The organism is Rhodoblastus acidophilus, from assembly GCF_025961575.1.
GTDB lineage: Bacteria > Pseudomonadota > Alphaproteobacteria > Rhizobiales > Beijerinckiaceae > Rhodoblastus > Rhodoblastus acidophilus_C.
The window spans coordinates 1-19,928 of record NZ_JAOQNX010000017.1 but is presented as its reverse complement, the minus strand read 5'-3'; the positions used below and the strand labels follow the sequence as shown (position 1 = coordinate 19,928).

Below are 19,928 nucleotides of genomic sequence, written 5' to 3'. Positions count from 1 at the left end.
GGCTGGGATTTTGGGGCTCTGGAAAAATCAGCCGCCGCTCACCACTTTCAGGTGGCGGATTTCGCCGTTGCGATAGGCTTCGAGAAAATCGCGATAGTTGCGGAAGGAGACGCAGCCGTTGGAATCGCCGCGCGGGCCAAGCATGAAGGTGTGGGCCAGCAGGCCGTTGCGGCCGTGGACGCTGCTGTCGAGGGGGGTGAGGCGGATCGCCTGGACGCCGTGGAACAGGGTTTCACGCAGGGACAGTCGATAGGTCGCCGGCGGGGTCGACCCCTTCATGCGCAGATGCACGCCATTGGGATTGTCGAAATAGGGGCCGAGGCCGGAATGGGCTTCGAGTTGCTTGCCGCTCGGCAGGGTGACGGTGTGCGCCGAAATGTTGTAGACGGCCACGCCTTCGGTGGGACGGGCGGCGGAAAACAGGCCGCTCGACATTTTCAGCGCGCTGCCGCCATCGGGCGAGGCATAGGCGAGCTGCGGGCCCTTTTCCCTGGGCTTGTCGCTGCTGCCGAACAGTTTGTCGAAGAAGCTGCGGGTGTCGGTTTCCGCTTGCATCTGCGGCTGCGCGCGCAGGCGGCGGGCGGCGACGCGCGGGGACATGCGGGGTTCCGTGACGGCGGGGGCCGGGGTCGCCTTGTCCTCGACCTTGGCGACGCGCGCGGGGGCGAGATCGCTCGGGCGGGAGGGAGGCTGCGGGACCACCGTCTCCTCCTCGGCGAGGCGCAGGCCGAGATCGGCGGCGCCCTTTTGCGGTTCGGTCAGCGGCGCGGCCGGCGCGGGGGCGGGCTGAGCCTCGGCCTCGGCGACCTGCTGTTGCTGTTGCGCCTCGGGCTCGGGGGTATACATCGGGTCGGACTGGAACAGCGACCGGTCCAAGGCGAAGGGGCGCCCGTCGGCGACGATATTGCCGCCGCTGGCGTAATCGGGGTCGAACAATTCGCCGAAGGGGCTGACCGCCGGGCGAATCTCCGCGGCGGCGAGGCGCGGGGTCGGTTGCGGGACGACGGCGGCCTGCATGGGCGCGTCTGCGGCTGGCGCGGGTTTGGCGGCGGTTGCGCCGTGCGGCGGCTCAGGGGCGATCGCCTGGTTGGCCAGGCCGCCGGCGACGCGCAGGGCGACCAGCGCCGAAAACGACATGGCGGCCAGGACCGGGACGGTCCGGGTGAAGATTTTGCGCGGCAGGCTGGCTTTTTCCATGGCGTCCAGCGCGGTGGCTTCGAAACTCCAGTCGGTCATCCGCCTACTCTCACAAACTGACATAACGTGACGCCGGGTCTACGCCCGCCGCGCGATGATTCGGCTGGTGCGCGGCGCGGGGGCGAGAGCCGTCCGACATTGCGGTCCGGTCGGCGCCCGTTTGCCCATTTGAGCAAAACATGCCTAAAATTCGATTAAATGTGTCGCGGTTGTCTTGCATGTCGTTTGCCTGCTCCGCCCGCCGGACGTCCCCCTTGCGCTTTCAGTGACCGGCGGGTCGCGGTCGAGCGCAAATTTCTCCCGTCCCGAAAAGCGCCGCTTTTCGGGTCCATTAGCCAACAGAACACAAGGATTGCCGCTCAGAGGCGCATCGCCGCGCCGCCTACAGCGAACTCTCTTCCATCAGGACCGGCGGCGCCGACGCCATTGGTCAACGCCCCAGCCCCAGTCAAAAAAGACCTGAAAAAAGGCGAAAATGAGGATCACGAGAAATTTATTTGACAGTTACACGGAAGCCACACCAGTTTCAGGTAAGCCACACGGCCCCGTTTCGGTCTTAAATTTCAGGCCGATCGCGCCAGCGACGCAAGAGAATCCGGTCGAGTCCGGCGAATGCGCCATAGAGCGCGAGGCCACAAAGACAAAGCAAAAATACGGCGGCGTACATCACCGGAATTTTGAGCCGGTAGCCCGCCTCGACGATGCGGAAGGCCAATCCCTCCCCCTGCCCCGCCGCTCCCGCGGCCAGTTCCGCCGCCACCACGCCGACCAGCGACAGACCGGCGCCGATTCGCAATCCGACGAAAATCGACGGCAGCGCCGAGGGCAGCCGCAGCCCGAACAGGATTTTGGTCCGCGACGCGCCCTTGAGGCGGAACAGTTCGACCAGACCCCGGTCGGCGCCGCTCAGGCCGGCGCTGGCATTGGACAGAATGGGAAAGAAGGCGACCAGCGCGGCGCAGGCCAGCACCGCCGCATGGGGCTCCAGGTAGATCAGCAGCAGCGGCGCGACCGCGATCAGCGGCGTGACCTGCAAGACCACGGCGACGGGCAGGAAGGCGCGCTCCAACAGCGGCGACCAGGCGAACAGCAGCGCCAGCGCCACGCCGCCCGCCGTCGCCAACGCCAACGCCTGCAAGGCTTCGGCAAGCGTGGTCGCGGCGGCGCTGAGCAGCTGCGGCGCGTTGGCGAGCAGGGTCGAGACGATCAGGCTCGGCGCCGGCAGTTGCGCCGGCGGAATTTTGTACAGGACGACCAGGGCCTCCCAGAAGCCGATCAGGGCCGCGAGCGCGATAACGGGGATCAGGCGCGCGATCATGCGGCCTCCATCGCCTGCCGCAGGCCTTCGCTGAGGCGCACGCAGGTTTGCGCATAGGCCGGGCTGGCGCGCAGCGCCGCCCCTTTCGCCCGCGCCTCCTCCAGCGCGACCAGGGCGTGGACGCGGCCCGGGTTGGCGCGCAGGATGCAGACGCGGTCGGCGAGATAGGCGGCCTCATAGACCGAATGGGTGACGAACAGGATGGTGACGCCGGCGCGCAGGTTTTGCAGCGCGTCGTTCAGCTCCCAGCGGGTGATTTCGTCCAGCGCGGCGAAGGGCTCGTCAAGCAGCAGCAGGTCCGGCCCGTCCACCAGCGCGCGCGCCAGAGAAACGCGCATCTTCATGCCCCCGGACAATTCGCGCGGCAAAACTTTCGCCAGCCCTTTCAGCCCGACCCGCTCCAGCGCCGCCTCGACGCGCGACGCCGCTTCGCACCGGCTCACGCCGGCCAGTCGCAAGGGCAAGGCGACATTGGCGGCGACATCGGCCCAGGGCATAAGGTTGGGCTCCTGGAAGACGAAGCCGATCTCAGGCCTTTTGTCGGACCAGTCGATGACGCCGCCGCTCGGGGTTTCGAGCCCGGCGACCAGACGCAGCAGCGTGCTCTTGCCGCAACCGGAGGGGCCGAGCAAACAAAGGGTTTCGCCGCGCCGGACGGTGAGGTCGACGCCGTCCAGAGCCGGGGCCGTGCGACCGGGAAAGGTGAGGGACAGGTTTTGGAGGGAGAGAAGGGGGCTCATCGGCGTGAAGGGGCCTGCCTTCTCCCCTTGCGGGAGAAGGTGGCGCCATAGGGCGTCAAACGGCGCCCGTCCTTCCGGACGGGCTTTGGCGCCGGACGAGGGGGCGCCCGCCACCGCTCAGCACGTCCCATCGTGGATAACCCCCTCATCCGTCTCGCGCCTTCGCCGCGATCCACCTTCTCCCGCAAGGGGAGCAAGGGAGGCCCTGCATTTGACCGCTCGCATCACTTGCCGTCCAGCCCAAGACCGTGATTGACGAAGCGCAGGTCGAGCCCCTTGGCGACATCGAGCCCTTTTGCCGCCGCGCCCGCCTCCACCATTTCGGCGTAATGGCGCTGGACGCGCGCCAGGTCGATCGCGCCGATCCCCTTGGTCAGCGCATCGCCGGATTCGACAATGCCGAACGCCTTCATCTGCGCGATAGAAAAGGCGATCTGCGCGTCGTCGATATCCGGGTTCTGCGCCTTGATCGCGGCATTGGCCGCGGCATTGTCGCCATGGAGATAATGGACCCAGCCGAGGATCGAAGCTTCGACAAACCGCCGCGCAACATCCGGGTTCTTCTCCAAAAAGTCGCGGCGCGTCTCGATGGTGGTCGAATAGGTTTCGAAGCCGTGGTCGGCGAGCAGGAAGACGTTCGGCTTGAACCCGCCGTCGCGCGCGATGGCGAAGGGTTCGGAGGTGACATAGCCCTGCTGGATCGAGGCTTTATCGGCGATAAAAGGCGCGGAATTGAAATTATAGGGCGCGACGTTTTTCCGCGAAAAACCCCATTTCTTCTCCATCCACGGCCAGACCGTGGTCAGCGTCGCCAGGCCAACAAAAGCCTTGGCCTTGGGCAAATCCTCGAACCGGTCGAAACCCGCGCCCGGATGCGACATGAAGATCAGCGGGTCTTTCTGGAAGATCGCGGCCAGCGTGACGATCGGAATGTCCTCCGCCAGAGCCGAAAACTGGCCGATAATGTTGTCGCCCATGTAGAAATCGACTTTTCCCGCCGCGAGCAGCAGACGGTTGTTTTTTTGGGGGCCGCCGGGGAGGATGGTGACGTCGAGGCCGTATTTCGCATAAGTGCCGTCGGCCAGCGCCTGATAAAAGCCGCCATGCTCGGGCTGGGCCAGCCAATTGGCGGCGAAGATCACTTTGTCAGCCGCTTGCGCCGCCAGGGATTGGAGGAGAAGCAGGCAAACCAGGAAGGAAGTTCGGAACAAGGGCGCGCTCCGTCAAAACTCCCCGCAGCAGAAGCCATTGGCGCGCGGGGGTCAAGCCTCACCTTTTTCCCAGCCGAACACGCTCCTGCCGCCGAATTCCTCGGAGCGGCGGCGCTCCTCGCCGACGACCGCTTCAAACGTCTTGCCGCCCGCAGTCTCCAGCCGACGCGCCTGCGCGTCCAGGCGGCGCAGGGCTTCGAGCCTGTCGTCATTGCCGAGCTTCGCTTTGGCGACGGCGCTTTTCAGCACGCCGATCGTCTGGTCAAAAACCTTCGTCGCGACCGGAAAGGGGTGTCGGTCCTTGCCGCCATGCGCCAGGGAAAACCGCGCGGGATCGGAAAAGCGGCAGGGCGCGCCATGCACCACCTCCGCGACCATCGCCAGCGACAGCACGGTGCGCGCGCCGACGCCCGGGACCATCAGCAATTCGGAAAAATCTTTTGGACCCGCATCCGCCGCCGCGGCCAGCGCGCCCTGCAGACGGCGCATCACCACATTGTCGGACCTGACATCGTGATGCGCGGGCATGATCAAATGCGGCAACATCATCTGGATCGGCTCAGGCCTGGGCGCCAGCGCCGCAAATTCGCGCGCGCAGCCGTCGGGGCCGAGGTCGCGCAAAAGGTCCAGTTGCCGCGCCCGCGATTTTTCAGCGCGGCGGTCCGTCAGATTGACGATTTCGCCCTGGTTCCGGCCGTCGATGGCGGCGTGGGGCGCATCGACAAAATCCTCCAAACCCTCGGAGAGCCAATGGTAGCGGCGCGCGGTGCGGGCTTCGCCGTTCATGCCCTGCTGCACCACCACCCATTTGCCGTCGTCGGCGACGACAAAACCGTGGAGATAGAGGTCAAAACCGTCCTGCACGGCGGCGCTGTCGACCTTGGCGACCATGCGGCTGGCCTGGGCCAGCGCCGCGCCGTCAAAACCGACGCGGGCGCCGATCTCCTGCAATTCGAGCGGGGTTTTCCGCGAATGTTTTCCCCGACCGCCGCAGACGTGAAGCCCCAGTTCGCCCGAAAGCGGCTCCAAGCCCCGTTTCAGCGCGCCGATCACGCTGGTGGTGATTCCCGAGGAATGCCAGTCCATGCCCATGACGGCGCCGAAGGACTGGAACCAGAAGGGATGAGCGAGACGCCTTAAAAATTCGTCGCGGCCGTAATGATGGACAATGGTTTCCGCGATCACCGCCCCGAGCCGGGTCATGCGTTGGCCGAGCCAGGCGGGAACGCGTCCACCATGCAGGGGAAGATCGGCCCCGCCCGCGCGCCGCGCCATCAGTGCTGCCGTCCTTCGCCCGCCATTGCCTCACCCTGTCGCCGCAGCAAACCACAGTTCGGCGCCGCCGGGGAGCGCCCCCGAATTTTCCCGGCGCTTGCGCCCGCGCAACCCCGGACGGAATCGGGAATTTTTCCCGAACGCCCACGCTGGCTTCGCGCGGCGGCCACCGTTAATCTGTCGTAAATACGGCGGAAACATGCGACAAGCCGGCCGCCCGGCCCAAGGAATCATCATGGACGCCCTTTCCCTCTCCCCGCTCGCCCTGTTCATGCAGGCGGGTCTTGTCGGCAAGATCGTCATGGTCGTGCTCGGCCTCGCCTCCATCTGGTGCTGGCTGCTGATCGTCGAGGCCCTGTTCGGCCTGGCGCGGCTGTCGCGCGCCTTGCGCTTCACCAGCTCCCCCCTGCTCGAACCCTCCGACCTCGAAGGCCATGAGGAGGCAAAGATCCGCATCGCCGGCGAAACCGTGTCCGAGCGCCGCGCCCGCGTGACCGAGAAACTGACGCGCGGCCATATCGAGGTGCTGATGAAGGCCGAAGGCGGGCTCGCCAATCTCGCCGTCATCTCTTCGGTCGCGCCGTTCATCGGCCTGTTCGGCACGGTCTGGGGCATTATGGCGAGCTTCGCCGGCATAGCGGCGGCGCACGACACCTCGCTCGCCGTGGTCGCGCCCGGCATCGCCGAGGCCCTGGCCGCCACCGCCTATGGTCTGGCCGCCGCCATTCCCGCCTCGATCGCCTACAACCGCCTGGGGGCCGCCTTCAGCCGCATAGGCCAGCGCATGACCCACCGCGCCGCCGATCGCGCCTCGCAATTCTGCCGCGACTTCGCCTGAGGAGTTTGTCCATGGCCGGCGGAGCCCCCAACCCCAATGGACGGCCCGGATTTTTCCGGCCCCAGGCCGATATCAACGTGACGCCGCTGGTCGACGTCATGCTGGTGCTGCTGATCATCTTCATGGTCACCGCGCCGCTGCTCGCCACCGGCGTCAAGGTGGACCTGCCCCAGGCCAAGGCGGCGAAACCGCTCGATCCCAAGGAACCGATGGTGGTGGCCATCGACCGCGACGGAAAAGTGTCGCTCGGGTCGGAACAGGTGGACCGCGCCGATCTGATCGAACGGATCAAGCTGAAAATCGGCGACGATCTCGGCCGCACCATTCACCTGCGCGGCGACAAGGACGCCGCCTTCGGGCAGATCGTCGCGCTGATGGACGAACTCGCCGCCAACGGCCTCACCCATATCGCGATCGTCACCGACAGCCGCAAGGACAAGGCGGCGTCGACCGAGCTGCGACAATGACGGTCGCGCCCGCGATCAGACCGGTCTGGCTGCGCCCCACCGCCCTGGCGCTGATCGTGGCGGCCCATTCCGCGGCCTTCATCACCTTCAACCCCGACGTGGTCCCCGCGCCGCCGCTGGAATCGATGGAAGTCGGGCTGGTCGCGCTCGGCGAATCCGACGCGGACCAGAAGCCGCAAGAAGAGATCGCGCCCGCGGCGCCGCCGCCCACGGAAGCCGCCGCAGCCGCCGCGCCCCCCGAATTGACCGCGCCGCCGCCGCAGACCGTCGCGCCCGAGGCGCCGCCGTTGCCGGTCGCCAAGCCGACGCCGCCCAAGCCCGTCGCCAAGCTGGAAGATCAGCCGGACCCGGCGGCCGAGCGCCGCAAGCGCGAATTGGCGGAAAAGCGCCGGCAGGAGCGCGAGGAAGAGCGCGAAGAAGCGCTTGAGCGGCGCAAGGCCCAGCAGGCGCGCGCGGAAGCCCGGCGCGGCGCGGCCCATGGCGCGCAGCACGCAAACGGCATGTCCCCCAGCGCCTATGCCGGCCTGGTGGTGGCCGAGCTGAACCGCAAGAAATTCTTCCCCGCCGCAGCGCGGGCGGCCGGGGTCACGGGCTCGGTCGGCGTCGCCTTCACCATCGGACCCTCGGGCCGGGTGATCAGCCAATCCATCACCCACTCCTCCGGGAATGGCGCGCTCGACGGGGCGGCGCACGCCATTTTGAGTTCACTGCACACCCCGCCCCCGCCCGGCGGGCGTTTTTCCACCGCGACCAGCATCAGGTTCAACCTGCGCTGAACCCACCCCGCGCGCCGGCGATCCGGTTGGCGGGCTGACGCGAAATCAACCGCTACCCGCTAGGCAGGCGACGTTCGCGCCGACATTCATCGACGGCCGCCTGTCATGCGGCCATCGACTCGGACGCCCCCGAAAAGATGCGCCGCTTCCCCAGCGATAACGATTTTACCTGGACCCTGCTTCAGCCCGACGCCCCCGCCATCGCGGCCTTTGACCGGCTCGACGGCTGGCGGCGGCTCTACGCCGACGAATTCGCCGTCGTCCATGTCCGCGATGCGAAATAGCGTCAATCGTGGCGGTGGCGATGGTGCAGGTCGGGATAGTGCGGATGCGCGTGGACTAAACCTTCGTGACGGTGGCGATGCGCGTGCGGCTCAACCACGGGGCCTTCGTGCGCGTGCCGGTGATGTTCGTCATGCACATGGGCATGGTCATGCTCCAGCGCATCATGGACATGTTCGTGATCGTGGCGTTCGGACAGATGCAGCCAGACGCCCAAGGCCATCAGTGCGCCCGCGCCAAGCAGGCGGACCGAAAAATCCTCGTGCAGAACTGCGACGGCGGCGAGCGCGCCGATGAAGGGGGCCAATGAAAAATAGGCGCCGGTCCGCGCCGTCCCGAGATGGCGCAACGCCAGGATGAACAGGACGAGGCTGACGCCGACGCCAAAGAAACCGAGCATCGCCGCGGAGAACAGGACGTCGGCCGGCGCCCCCGCGCCGCGATAATAGAAGGCTGCGGCGACATTGACGCCGCCGGCGACGAGGCCCTTGACCCCGGCGATGACGACGGGATTGGCGAACGACAGTTTTCGCGTCAAATTGTTGTCCACGCCCCAGCACAGACAGGCGCCGGCGACCAGCAGCGCGCCCTGGTCCAAGGCCACGCTGCTCCCCCGCCACGACAAGACGACAGCGCCGAGGAGAATGGCGAAAGCCCCCGTCAGCAGCCGCGCGTCAAAATTTTCGCGAAAAACGATCCAGGCGATCGCCATGGTGGCGAGCCCTTCGAGATTGAGCAGCAGCGAGGCGTTGGCCGCGCTCGTCTCGCTCAGGCCGAGCATCAGCAGCAAGGGGCCAAGCAGCCCGCCCGCCACAATGATCGCCGCGAGCCAGGGAAGATCGCGAAACCTCAAGGGCGCTTCCGCCGGCGCGCTTTTCAACGCGCGCCAAGCGAGGTGAGAGATGGCGAGACCGAGGCCGGCGCCGAGATAGAGCGTCCCCGCCAGCAATTGCGGATCGATCTCGACCAGCAAAAGTTTCGACATCGGCGCGGTGAGGCCGAACAGCAGCGCGGAGCCAAGGGCCAGCGGAACGCCCGGCCACAAATGCGAAAGTTTGTCCGCCATCGACGCCGCCTCCCCTAGCGGAGGTTACATCGCGTCGCGGCCGCATGTGCAAGCGCGGCCGCGAAAAAATCAGCCGGCGTAAACCTCGAAAAGGCGCTCTTCGGTCGCGCTGTCCATCGTGCCGTCGATCAGCGGCAGCAGCGCCATTTCCTCTTTCTGCACATGGATCAACATGCGCTGCACGAATTCAGCGCCGGCGCGCTGGAACTGTTTCCAGCTCTCCTCGTCGAAGCCGGTTTGTTGCGCCGTATCGCAAAGCCCCTTCAACCGCTCCGCCACCGGGCGCATAAAATTGTGCTCCTCGGTGAGGTGGTCGCCGATCAACTGGTCGCCGACCGAGGCGAGCATGGGAAACAGGTGCTGCTCCTCGAAATCGAAATGGCGGATCGTGTCGGCCTCAATGGCGGCGGCGAGATCGCGCAGCAGCGGGTTTTTGGCGTCGAGCGGGGTTTTGCGCGGGATCATGGCTTCGAGGCGCTCCATTAATTCGATGGTGGCGCTGTGTTCCTCATGAAGAGTCTGGCTGATGCGGTTGGCGAACATTTGAAACTCCTCAAGTTGTGCCTGAAGCGACGCGCTTCACAATTCCGGCGATGAAGGTGGCGAAAGCCAGGGAGCTCGCGAGGCCGACCGCCGAAGCGAGCGCGGCGAGAATGGCGTTGTCGAGCACGATCGCGACCGACAGTCCGGCGAGCGCGGCGAGGTGGCACCAGGCATGGACAGTCAGAGGCGCGCTGGCGCCCAGGTCTGACAGCAGCACCGGCCCGCCGCTCGCCCGCGTGACATGCATGGAGGCCAGGAATGGCGCGATGCGTTGCAGGATGGCGAAGAGAAAGGTCATCAGCCAGCCGCCAAGCGCGACGAGGCCGAACAGGGTGGCGCCGCCTGGCAGCCCGTAAAGCGCGGCGAGGCCGACCAGCGGCGTCAGCGCCAGCATCGCCCAGGAGATTTTGACCAGGACGAAGGACAGGCCCAGGCGCTTGCGCATACCTTTTTTCAAAGTCGCGCGCATCAGCTGCACATGCACGGCGATCGCCGCGAGGCCGAGTAGGCATGACGCCGACAGCACGAGCGCGTTTCCGAAAAAGGCGCCCGTCGAAGCCAGAGCCACCGTCGCCGTAGCGAGGAAAAATCCGACCCAGGCCAAGCGTCCCTTGGGCGCGCTCGCCAGGGCGAACATCGGCACGAGGACGTGGCTGAACCCGAGCGCCAGCAGGCCCATGAAACCGAAGGCGCCCAAGATCATGTGGAGCAGCGCCAGCCCGGCGTGGTCGCTCAAAAAACCGATGCAATTGTCGAAAGCCAGCGCGAGACCAAGCGCCAGCAGAAGGATCAGTGAGACAAAAGCCGCCCAGCCATAGGCCTGGACCAGTGGCATGCTCGCGGAGCGCCTTAGATTGTCGGCGAACAGGACGGCGAACAGCAGCAATCCCAGGACGCAGGCGGTCGCGCCGACGATCATCGCGCCGACATGGCCAAACCCCATGCCGCCGACCAGGGCGAGTGCGCCGGGCGCGAGCAGCCAGAACACGATTTTGATCGGAGCCACCGCCGCCAGCGGGCGCGAGGTCGCAACCGGCAGCAATTGCACGGAGGCCCCCGCGGCCGTCATCACCAGCACGCCGACGGTGAGAAGATGCACGGCTGCGAGCGATTTTCCCACCCCGCCGCGAAATTGCGTGAATTCGCCGGCGGCAAAAATCAGCGCGACCCAGAGCGCGACATGGAGCACGCTCGCCGCTGCGAAAAAGCGGAACGGAACCGAGGCCGGCAACAGCCGGCTTTTGGCGGAGGCGAGAAAGGCGGTCATGCGCGCGGCCGGGTCATTTCGAGCGCGACATGGGTGGGCTGATCGGTCATCCGCAGCCGATGACGCCAGCCGCGCTCATTCAATTCGGGATAGAGCAGCAGCGGCTCCTGGCTCAGGTGCGCCACCAAAAAATCCTCGGCCATGCCGCTGTCGATCAATTGCAGCACAGTGACCATCGGTTCGGGACAGGGCAGCCCACGCACATCGACATGGAGCCCTTCTTCGGCCTGCCAGACGCGGGGGCCTTCGTTTGCGTCCAATTTCGTCTCCCCAGTTGCGCGGACAACTGGGATACACTGACCGTCGGTCAGCCTCTTTGCCCCCCGGCAAACAGCGCGCCGATTATATCCAGAAAACCATCAGGCGCGGGTCGGCGCCAGCCTCGCGCAATCGAGTCTTGCGACAAACGGCTTTCGGCAAGTCTGCCGCCCCGACCACAGGGATTCCCCCATGCCTACCCTCGAAATCACCGCAATGATCGGGTGCCCGCTCAAATGCACGTTCTGTCCACAGGACAAGTTGCGCGGGCTCTACGGCAAGAACACCAAATATTTCACCCTCGAGAATTTTCAGACCGTCATTTCAAAAGTGCCGAAACATGTACGCATCGATTTCTCGGGCATGGCCGAGCCCTGGGCCAATCCCAATGCGACCAAAATGCTTCGCCATGTCCTCGAACAAGGTTTTAATGTCGCGATCTACACGACGCTCTATGGCATGAGCGCGGAAAACCGCGCCGAAGTCATTTCACTGTTGCAGACCCATGTCGCCCAGGTGGAGGTGCTGAATCTGCATCTGCCAGACGCTAAGGGCAACATGCTGGGATGGCGCCACAGCCAGGAATATGAGCAGAACCTGACGGCCTTCGTGCAATTCGGCCTCTCCGGCGCGCTGCGCCGCTTCGAGGCCATGACCATGGATTCCTCCGGCGAGGTCCACCCGGACTTGCAACATCTGGGCATCAAGCTCGGCTCCTTCTACGGCCACACCCGCGCGGGCAATGTCGAGGAGCAGAAGATCGGCGAGCAGGCCCATTGCGCCACGCCCGAACACCATTCGGCGGTCGTGTGTCCGTTCGCGCGCTTTTACGACAACAACGTCTGCCTGCCGAACGGCGACGTCTATCTCTGCTGCATGGATTATGGCCTGCAACACAAGGTCGGCAACCTGCTGACCCAGGGCTATTACGAGATGTTCGCCTCGGGCGGACTCAGCGCCCTGCAGGCGGAGAACATGCAGCCGCGGTTCTCAAAGGAGTCCCTCTGCAAGACCTGCGACCGCGCCACGCTGGTGAAGGTCGGGGACAGCCATTTGATGTGGACGTGAGGTAGAAAAAACGGCGGCGCAAAGCGCCGCCGGTTTCTTCAGGCGATCCGCTTAAAAGCTTCGGATTGTCGCGCCTGGCCCTCGATCGTGTTGTCGGGGAAGAGACGCGCCAGCGCTTGCGCGACCGGCGCGAATTCAGGCTTTTCCAGAGGGACGAAAGCGTTGGGGGCGGCGGCGTCATCCTCGGGCAGGTAATAGGCCTTCCAGGCGTCCCCGGCATTTTCCCTGGCCTGATTGTAATTCATCACCTTGCGCTTGCGCTCCGCATAGGAGCGGATCGCCCAGTCGAGATGGATCAGGCAATGCTCGGCGCCGACATGCGCCACGCTCAGGCCGTCGAAATGGAATCCGGGCGTGTGCACGTCGCTGCGATAGGCGACGCGGTCCTTGCGATACAATCTGTATTGGCGGTGGACATTCGGATCATGACCTGAATGCGCCATGAGAGAGCCGTCGGCGGTCACGCCGCATTGATGCCGCACGAAGCCGAGGGCGTCGAAGCGGCCGTCCTGCATGACGGCGCGGGCGAAGGCGAAAAGCTGCGCCGTCGGCAGTTCGTCGTCGTCGATGCGCAGCACCCAGTCGGTCGGCGCCGCGCGGCTCATCTTCTCGACCATGGCCTCGATGATCGCGGTGTCGTTGTGCATGGCGACCACCCGTTGCGAGCGCGCCGCCAGCACGTCAAAAGTCCGGTCCGCGCTTTTCTGGTCGACGAACCAGTACGGGTTCAGGCCCAGCCCTTCATAATAATCCGCGATGATGGAAATATAGCTCTGCGAGTTCATCGTCGGAATGACGATGGAAACGCCTTCGTCGGCGCCGTCGGCCATTTGATGTCCTTTCGGTCAGGCGAAGGCGCTGAAACGCAGATCGGGCGCAATCGGATTGTTGGGATTGTCGAGCGCGCCGGGCATGGGCTCGTCGCTCAGTCCGGGGAAATCGTCGAGGTCGCGGCGCAGCAGGGTCAGCTCCACGGCGTCCGGCACCGGCACGCCCTGCACCACCGCCATGCCGCCGTAATTGTTGGCGTGGAGATGCACGGGCGCATGGCTCTCCGTGAGTTTCTCCAGGGCGCGACGAACCTGATCGTAATGCCGCCGGTCGCCCAGTCGGCAAAGGTCGTGCAATTCGCAGACGATGACATCATAGGCGCGCAGCAGGTCGGACGAGACCGTTTCCAGCGCCTGATATTCCGCGCCTTCGACATCGAACTTCAACAGTTTTCGGCCGGCGCTGCTGGCCTCTTCGACGCGGGCGTGCATGTCGGCGAGGCTGAGCAGCGGCCCTTCCGAGGTCGGGCCCCAGCCGAGACGGTGGAAGCGGAAGTTTTCGTGCGTCTCGGGCGGCCCTTCCAGCGTGTGGTCGAATTGCAGGACGGCCGCGCCGCGCCGGGCGAATTCCATGTCGAAGCTGACGTCATGGCCGACGCCGATGGAGAGCAGGACATCGGTCTGCAGGGCGGCGTCGGGCATCACATAGCCGCCGTCATAGGTGTTGCCGATGCGCAGCTTGACGCTGTTCTGCATGGCGCAGGGGCGCATGAGCTGCAGCAGCTCCAGCACCTGCTTCTGCGTCGGCGGCAACGGCCGCGCGCTGGGCGCATGCTCCGCCGAGGCGCCCTTGACGCCCGCGCAATCCAGCAACAAGGCGGCGGCGCGATCCCATGAGAATTGTTGCAGCAGCGCGGCCCGCGCGAGGTCCAAGCCCGCGGGACGGACGCCGCCGGCCAGGCAGACGCCGTCCATGGCCTCGACGAGCGCGTCGAGCTTGGGCTGCACAAACCGGCGCGGCGGGAACCCCGCCTCCCCCGGCAGCACGCCGCCATTGCACGGCAAGCGGACAGCCAGCGGCTCGGGGCAGAAATCATCGGTCGCCCCGCCGGTCGAGACGATGACGGGAAGGCCGCAGGCGATCGCCTCGAGCACGGGAAGATTGAACCCTTCGGCGCGATAGGGCGAGACATAGGCGTCGGCGAGCGCGAACAATTCCCGCACCTGCCCGAAATCGAGCGTGCCGCTGATGACGCTGATCGCGGCAAGCGATTCCGGCGTCACCAGTTCCGGACGCCGGGCCCCGATCGCCGCGATCGTGTGCGACATGGAGGCGCCGTAAACATTGCTCTGGTCCTTCAACACCAGGCGCACGCGACGCCCGCGCGCGCGCAGCAGCGCGAAGGCCTCGAGCAGCAGGTCGATCCCCTTGTTCCAGAAGGGACCGCCGATGTTGAGGAGGACCGTCTCGTCCGGCGCGAAGCCGAGGCGCGCGCGCACCTGCGCGCGCTGGTCCGGCGGCAGGGGAAAGAACAGATTTGTGTCGACGCCATGCGGAACGATGCGGACGCGATCCGCGTCGAACCCGGCTTCCGTCAGCCGTTGCGCCGACCAGACCGTCGGCGTGACGATCAGGTTTTCGTCGCGGGTGAAAAAGCCCATATCCGTTTCGGGCGCGAAGGTTCCGGCGCCCAAGCCCACCTCGGTGACCATGAAGGTCAGGGTGCGGCGCGTGTCGTTCGGCGCGCTGCGATAGGGCGGAAGAATCCGGTAGACCGCGTCGACCTCCTCGCCGGCATAGGAGGGAATGCCCGCGATCAGCGCCGTTTCTTCCGGCGACAGGCCGGCATTGTTGCGCGCCACGTCGAAATGGTCGGGAAACGGCGGGTCGGAATGGAAAAGGCTCACATCGCCCCGGCGCAGGAAGGCGAGCGCCTGGAACTGATTGACGAGCGCGTGAGATTGGTTGGATCCGCGCCAGCCTTCGAGCAGCAGTCGCATCGGCCTCTCCATTATGACCTGTCGTTGATCCGGATTAGCGACTCAAGCTTGCGCTAAAGTGGCGGTCCGCGCGGCAGACCGCGCCAGCCCGACGCAAGCCCGAAACCCTACGCTCCCGCGCTGATCGCCATGACCGATCTGGCGGCGAAGGAGTTCAGATGCACAACGCCGCCGCGCCACTCGACGACAACGCCCCCTTCACGCTGAGCCGCGACTGGCTGACCTCCCGCGAATTCGTCTTCCGCGCCAACGCCGCCGTCTTGAGCCGCGCCATGCGCTTTGCGCCCGACGGCACGATCGCCGGCTACAGCCATGCCAATGAATCCTTCTGGGATGTCGTCGATGGCGCGCTTCACATCCTGAACGCGGCGCGCCAGACCACCTGCATCCTCTCCCCTTCCGGGGCGAGCGACGGCGCCGTTTCTTTGTCCGGCGCCTTCATCAATGTCGAGCGCCCCGACCTCGCCAGCGGGAGCGTGCATCACGTCGAGGAAAAGCGCCCCGGCGTCGTTCCCCGCATCGCCTCGTTCGATCTGTTCGACACGCTGGTCGCGCGCAAATGCCAGGAGCCAACGGCGATCTTCCAGGCGGTGGAGCGCAAGTCCGGGGTGGCGCAATTCGCGCATCTTCGCCACACATTCGAGATGAGGCTGTTCGGCCGGGCGCTCTATGGCCTCGATGATGTCTATGCGGCGCTGTCGGCGGAACTCGGCTGGTCGCCCGATCTGGTGGCGAAGCTCAAGATGCTGGAACTCATGGAGGAGTGGGACAATCTGTTCCCGATCGCCGAGGTGGTGGCGCGCTTCGGACCGAACGACATCGTCATCTCCGACATGTATCTCCCCTACGATTTCATCCGAAAGATCGTCGAGGAGAAATGCTGTCTGCGCGGCAAGACCATCATCCTGTCGAATTATGGCAAGCATCTCGGCGTGGTCTGGCCGCAGCTGCTGACGCAATGCGAGATCACCCGCCATTACGGCGACAATGTCCATGCCGACATCGCCAGCCCCGCCCGGTTCGGCATTCCCACCGAACATATTTCCGTGTCCAACTGGTCCCAGGGCGAGCGCGTGCTGATCGACATCGGCATGCGCCCCTGCGCCGAGGCGATCCGCGAGGCGCGCCTGCGCGGCGACGCCGACGCGGCCGGACGCGGCGTGCGCGCGGCGCAACTCGAGATGAATCTGCCGCTGTTGGTCATCGGCAGCTATTTCCTGTTTCAGGCGGCCGAAGACTTCGGCGCCGACCGGCTGCTGCTTTGCGCCCGGGACTGCAGCCTGCTGCAGCGCGTGATCGCGTCTCTGGCGCGGCTGTCGGGCAATCCGGTTTCGACGCGCTACATCCGGGCGTCGCGAAAACTGTTCTCTTCGGGCGCGCCCGAATACGAGGCCTATGTCCGCGCGCATCTGAGCGGCAAGACCCTGCTGGCGGATGTGGCGGGGACGGGTCAGTCGTTGGCGCATTTCATCGAGGCCGCGCAGCTCGAATCGCGCGTAAAACCTGTGCTGGTCGTCGGCGAGCCGGCGATCGACACTTTTGGCGCCGTTCAAGTCGCCAGCCTGATCAAGAAGGATTTCTTGCCGGCGCGCCTGACCGTCGAAGCGCTCAACACGTCGCTCGACGGCACGGCGCTGACGGCGGCGTTCAGGACTCACGGCGTCGAGATCGAACTGGCGCCCAATGAGTTCAGCGAACGCGGGCGAAACCTGATCGCCCAGATGCATCACGCGGTCGAACAGGCCGCCGGCGTGCTCGATGCGAGCGCCGCCCGCCTGCCGCGCGCCCTGGGCGCGGAGGCGTTGCGTCAGGCCGCCAATGCGCTGATCGCGCTCACGCCGCACTATTGGGAGCGCATTTTCCCGCTCGTTCAGGAGCAGTCGCAAAATCTGAAACATTAGGCGGAAGACCAAGCACAAAAAGGGTCGGCTGCCGATGGCGGCCGACCCTTTTGCTTGGCGTCTCGCGCGTCAGCTGTCCGCGCGCCAGAATCGCCGATCGTGGGGAATGGGCTGGTGCCGGTGGAGCATGTCGAGCTTTTCCCGGTAAAGGCGCTCATAGGCGGCGTCGTCGAGCAGATCGACAGCCTCGAGATCGAATTCGGCGCCGATGTCGTAATAGAGATCCAGATTGGTCAGATCGGGCGTGGGCGTCAGCCCGGCTTCACGCTCGATCTGCATCTGCTCGAAACAGCCCTCGAGCCCACGCACCAGAGCGGGGATGTCGCGCAGCACGCTGGCGTCGCGATGACGCGCCAGTTTTTCGCGAATGACCGCGAGGCTTTGCGGATTGCGGCCGAACTCAATGGCCCGGCGCACATAGTCCTCGGGGCTGGCGCAGATCAGCTCCTCCAGGCCGGCGGCGGCGACCACGCTGGCGCAGAAGCGCGCGGCGAAGCCGCGGCCCGGCAGGGTCAGGATCGGCAGACCCACGGTGAGCGAATCCGCGGCGGTCGAATGCGCGCCATAGGGCGCGGTGTCGAGGAACAGGTCGGCGAGCGCGATGCGCGCAAGATGGGCCGAATTCCCCGCCTTCGGCGCGAACAGGATGCGTTCCGGAGCGACGCCCACCGCTGCGGCGGCGTCCTGAAGGCGCTTGTTGGTGTCGGGCGTCCCCGTCAGCAGCCAGAGCACGCTGCCGGGCGTCTCCCTGAGGATCGCCATCCAGCGCGTGAACACGGTGCGCGTCAGCTTCTGCATGCCGTTGAAACAGGCGTAGACGAAGGCGCCTTCGGGAAGGCCGGCCTGCGCGCGCGTCGGCGGCGGATCGATCGGGCGCTTGCGGTCGATCGGCTGGTTGCAGGGAATATGCAGCACGCGCTCGGAGAAATAGCGCTCGGAGCCGGGCGGCGCGATGCGCGCGTCGGTGATGCAATATTGATGATAGGGACTGCCCATCGTACCGGGATAGCCGCACCAATTGACGATCACCGGCGCGGGACGCCAGGAGAAGATTTTGGTGCGGGCGTGCTTGGTGTAGCCGTTCACATCGACCAGGATGTCGATCTCGTCGCGCAAAATGGCCTCTGCCGCCTGGCGGTCGGTCAGCCCGGAAATGTCCCGCCAGCCGTCGAGCGCGGCGCGGATGCGGATCTGCACGGGACAATCGTCTTTCGGCTCGCCGCAATAGTAGCCGAACGTCTCGAAGCGCGACTTGTCGTGGAGTTCGAGGACTTCGCTCAGGGCGAAACCGACGGCGTGGGCGCGCAGGTCGGAGGAGACGTAGCCGATGCGCAGGCGCCCGCGTCCGCCTGATTTTGGCCGCGGCTCGCAGGTGAACGGCGCCTCCTCCGGCCGGCCGACGAAAGCCTTGTTGTACCGATACGCCTTGGCGAGCTGAAACATCGGGTCGTCGGCATAGACCGCCAGCGCCATCGGCGACATGGCTTCGATCAGCTGGCGCTGCGTGACATGTTCGGAGGGGACCAGCACCGGCCATTTGCACTGGCGCTGGCGCAGCGCGATCCAGTGCTGCCCGGCTTCGGTGCGGTCCGGACGCAATTCGATGGCCTGGCGCAGGATGGTCTCGGATTCCTGCAGCAATTCGGAATTCTCGTAGACGCGGCCAAGATGCTGGAGCGTCATCAGCCGGTGCGCGGCGCGCTCCGGCGTGATCGTCGAGGTCGCCTCGAGATAGGCCCGCCAGATATCGACGGCGGTCGGGATCTGGCCGGCGTCCTCGAAGGCGCGGCCGAGATTGACATGCGCGGCGCCGAACGAGGGCTCGATCAGCACACAGGCGCGCAGGGCGTTGATCGAACCGGGCAAATCGCCGAGCTCACGCAACGCGACGGCATGGTTGAAATAGGCGTAGTGGACGAACTTGTCCTGGTCGTTATAGGCGATCCAGAGCTTGTAGAGATCGGCCGCCTGTTGCCGCAGTCCCAGGGCTTTCAGGCCTTCCGTCGCGTGGATGAGTTCGGCGAGGGAGAAGGCGCGGCGCTTGATCCGCGCGTCGAGATCGAGAAAGGGCGAATTGGGCGCCTGTGGCTGCGCCGCGGGCGGAGCCTCTTGCAGTTTGAGCGTCGCTGTCTTGGGCACGTCAGAAGCTCGTCGGGGTTTCAACCGGGCGCACAAGCGCGAGCCTGCCGCCTCGTCCCTTTCTGGGGCGCCGAGCTTGCCTCGGGCTTGCTGGCCCGCGGCGGGATTGGCGCCGCCCGTGGGCGGCGCCGTAAGCCTTAGCTGTTCTGGTAAGCGGCGATCACCGCATCCACCTGCGCATTGCTGAGCGAGGGGATCTGATCGGTGGTGAACGCGTGGGCCTGCGCGCTGGTCATCGCCACGATGTCAACCGTTTCGAGACCCTTCAGACCCGCCGTGCTGAGCGCCGCAATGTCGGCGGTCGACAGCGATCCGATCTGATCCGTGGTCAGCGCGGTCACTTCCGACGAGGTCAAGGCGGCGAACTGATCCGTGGTCAGCGCCTTGATCTGGCTGGTCGAGAACGCGGCGATCTCGGCCGTCTTCAGCGCGGCGACTTGCGACGTGCTGAGCGCGGCGACCGACGCGGTCGTCAGGCTGGTGATTTGCGATGAACTCAAGCCGATGATGGCGTTCAGCGCGATGGCGGTGATCTTGGAGCTGCTGAGAACTCCAACATCGCTCGTCGACAGCGCCGAAACCTGCGAGGAGGTCAAGGCCGCCAGTTGATCGGTCGACAGCGCCGCGGTTTGCGCGGTGGTCAACACGGCGATCTGGGCGCTGAGCAGGGACGAAATGTCCCGCGCCGTGAGCGCAACGACCTCGGTGGTCGTCAGCTTGGCGATATTGTCGGTGCTCAGGGCCACCGTCTGCGCCGTGGTCAAAGCCGCGATCTGGTCGGTGCTCAGCGCCACAGCCTGCGCCGTGGTCA

General features: G+C 65.8%; 18 protein-coding genes and 1 pseudogene. 6 read left to right on the top strand and 13 right to left on the bottom strand.

The genetic code is table 11. From position 1 onward, the window contains the following. Positions 1 to 27: 27 nt before the first annotated feature. From M2320_RS12995 to M2320_RS12975, 5 genes are all read right to left on the bottom strand, one after another. Entirely contained in the window at positions 28 to 1,236 is a 1,209-nt protein-coding gene (locus M2320_RS12995) for a DUF2778 domain-containing protein (protein ID WP_264597646.1), read from the bottom strand. Between the two features lie 517 nt (positions 1,237 to 1,753). After that, entirely contained in the window at positions 1,754 to 2,515 is a 762-nt protein-coding gene (locus M2320_RS12990; protein ID WP_264597645.1) for an ABC transporter permease, read from the bottom strand. Beyond that, on the bottom strand, positions 2,512 to 3,255 hold the full coding sequence (locus M2320_RS12985) for an ABC transporter ATP-binding protein (RefSeq protein WP_264597644.1): 744 nt from the start codon (positions 3,253 to 3,255) through the stop codon (positions 2,512 to 2,514). Before M2320_RS12985 ends, M2320_RS12990 begins: the two co-directional genes overlap by 4 nt. 224 nt (positions 3,256 to 3,479) lie before the next feature. Beyond that, the gene (locus M2320_RS12980; RefSeq protein WP_264597643.1) at positions 3,480 to 4,466 is read right to left on the bottom strand and encodes an ABC transporter substrate-binding protein; all 987 of its coding nucleotides are present in this window, start codon (positions 4,464 to 4,466) and stop codon (positions 3,480 to 3,482) included. 51 nt (positions 4,467 to 4,517) lie between these two features. Further along, a complete protein-coding gene (locus M2320_RS12975) occupies positions 4,518 to 5,741 on the bottom strand; it encodes a DUF763 domain-containing protein (protein ID WP_264597642.1) in 1,224 nt (407 codons plus the stop codon). A 235-nt stretch (positions 5,742 to 5,976) separates the two neighbouring features. Here M2320_RS12975 and M2320_RS12970 point away from each other — a divergent pair, with 235 nt between their 5' ends. From M2320_RS12970 to M2320_RS12955, 4 genes are all read left to right on the top strand, one after another. Then, entirely contained in the window at positions 5,977 to 6,579 is a 603-nt protein-coding gene (locus M2320_RS12970; protein ID WP_264597641.1) for a MotA/TolQ/ExbB proton channel family protein, read from the top strand. Between the two features lie 11 nt (positions 6,580 to 6,590). Then, complete coding sequence (locus M2320_RS12965) at positions 6,591 to 7,046, top strand: ExbD/TolR family protein (protein ID WP_184430565.1); 456 nt, start codon at positions 6,591 to 6,593, stop codon at positions 7,044 to 7,046. Further along, entirely contained in the window at positions 7,043 to 7,822 is a 780-nt protein-coding gene (locus tag M2320_RS12960) for an energy transducer TonB (RefSeq protein WP_264597640.1), read from the top strand. The genes M2320_RS12965 and M2320_RS12960 overlap by 4 nt, the downstream gene beginning before the upstream one ends. 137 nt (positions 7,823 to 7,959) lie before the next feature. Continuing rightward, positions 7,960 to 8,106, top strand: a complete 147-nt coding sequence (locus M2320_RS12955; RefSeq protein ID WP_264597639.1) for a hypothetical protein — start codon at positions 7,960 to 7,962, stop codon at positions 8,104 to 8,106. Between the two features lie 2 nt (positions 8,107 to 8,108). On the opposite strand, the gene M2320_RS12950 is transcribed toward M2320_RS12955, so the two are convergent. From M2320_RS12950 to M2320_RS12935, 4 genes are all read right to left on the bottom strand, one after another. Next, the gene (locus tag M2320_RS12950; RefSeq protein WP_264597638.1) at positions 8,109 to 9,170 is read right to left on the bottom strand and encodes a DMT family transporter; all 1,062 of its coding nucleotides are present in this window, start codon (positions 9,168 to 9,170) and stop codon (positions 8,109 to 8,111) included. 69 nt (positions 9,171 to 9,239) lie between these two features. Continuing rightward, positions 9,240 to 9,713: a hemerythrin domain-containing protein gene (locus tag M2320_RS12945; RefSeq protein WP_264597637.1), complete on the bottom strand. Its 474-nt coding sequence runs from the start codon at positions 9,711 to 9,713 to the stop codon at positions 9,240 to 9,242. 10 nt (positions 9,714 to 9,723) lie between these two features. Next, entirely contained in the window at positions 9,724 to 10,980 is a 1,257-nt protein-coding gene (locus tag M2320_RS12940) for a hypothetical protein (protein WP_264597636.1), read from the bottom strand. Further along, positions 10,977 to 11,240: a DUF2249 domain-containing protein gene (locus tag M2320_RS12935; protein WP_264597635.1), complete on the bottom strand. Its 264-nt coding sequence runs from the start codon at positions 11,238 to 11,240 to the stop codon at positions 10,977 to 10,979. Before M2320_RS12935 ends, M2320_RS12940 begins: the two co-directional genes overlap by 4 nt. Before the next feature lie 190 nt (positions 11,241 to 11,430). Between M2320_RS12935 and M2320_RS12930 the strand changes: the two genes are divergently transcribed. Continuing rightward, positions 11,431 to 12,306, top strand: a complete 876-nt coding sequence (locus M2320_RS12930; RefSeq protein WP_264597634.1) for a radical SAM/SPASM domain-containing protein — start codon at positions 11,431 to 11,433, stop codon at positions 12,304 to 12,306. Positions 12,307 to 12,344: 38 nt separating this feature from the next. Here M2320_RS12930 and M2320_RS12925 read toward each other — a convergent pair whose 3' ends face one another. Both M2320_RS12925 and M2320_RS12920 read right to left on the bottom strand, forming a co-directional pair. Continuing rightward, positions 12,345 to 13,136, bottom strand: a complete 792-nt coding sequence (locus M2320_RS12925; protein WP_264597633.1) for a glycosyltransferase family 2 protein — start codon at positions 13,134 to 13,136, stop codon at positions 12,345 to 12,347. Between the two features lie 15 nt (positions 13,137 to 13,151). Continuing rightward, positions 13,152 to 15,077 carry a glycosyltransferase gene (locus tag M2320_RS12920; protein ID WP_264597632.1) on the bottom strand — a complete coding sequence of 642 codons (1,926 nt, stop codon included), beginning with the start codon at positions 15,075 to 15,077 and terminating at the stop codon, positions 13,152 to 13,154. 158 nt (positions 15,078 to 15,235) lie between these two features. Here M2320_RS12920 and M2320_RS12915 point away from each other — a divergent pair, with 158 nt between their 5' ends. Continuing rightward, positions 15,236 to 16,978, top strand: coding sequence for a hypothetical protein (locus tag M2320_RS12915; protein ID WP_264597631.1), 1,743 nt, complete (start codon positions 15,236 to 15,238; stop codon positions 16,976 to 16,978). Between the two features lie 69 nt (positions 16,979 to 17,047). Here M2320_RS12915 and M2320_RS12910 read toward each other — a convergent pair whose 3' ends face one another. Continuing rightward, positions 17,048 to 19,117, bottom strand: a complete 2,070-nt coding sequence (locus M2320_RS12910) for a glycosyl transferase (RefSeq protein ID WP_425540684.1) — start codon at positions 19,115 to 19,117, stop codon at positions 17,048 to 17,050. A gap of 137 nt (positions 19,118 to 19,254) precedes the next feature. Further along, a pseudogene (locus M2320_RS12905) lies at positions 19,255 to 19,928 on the bottom strand (beta strand repeat-containing protein); the annotation flags it as partial.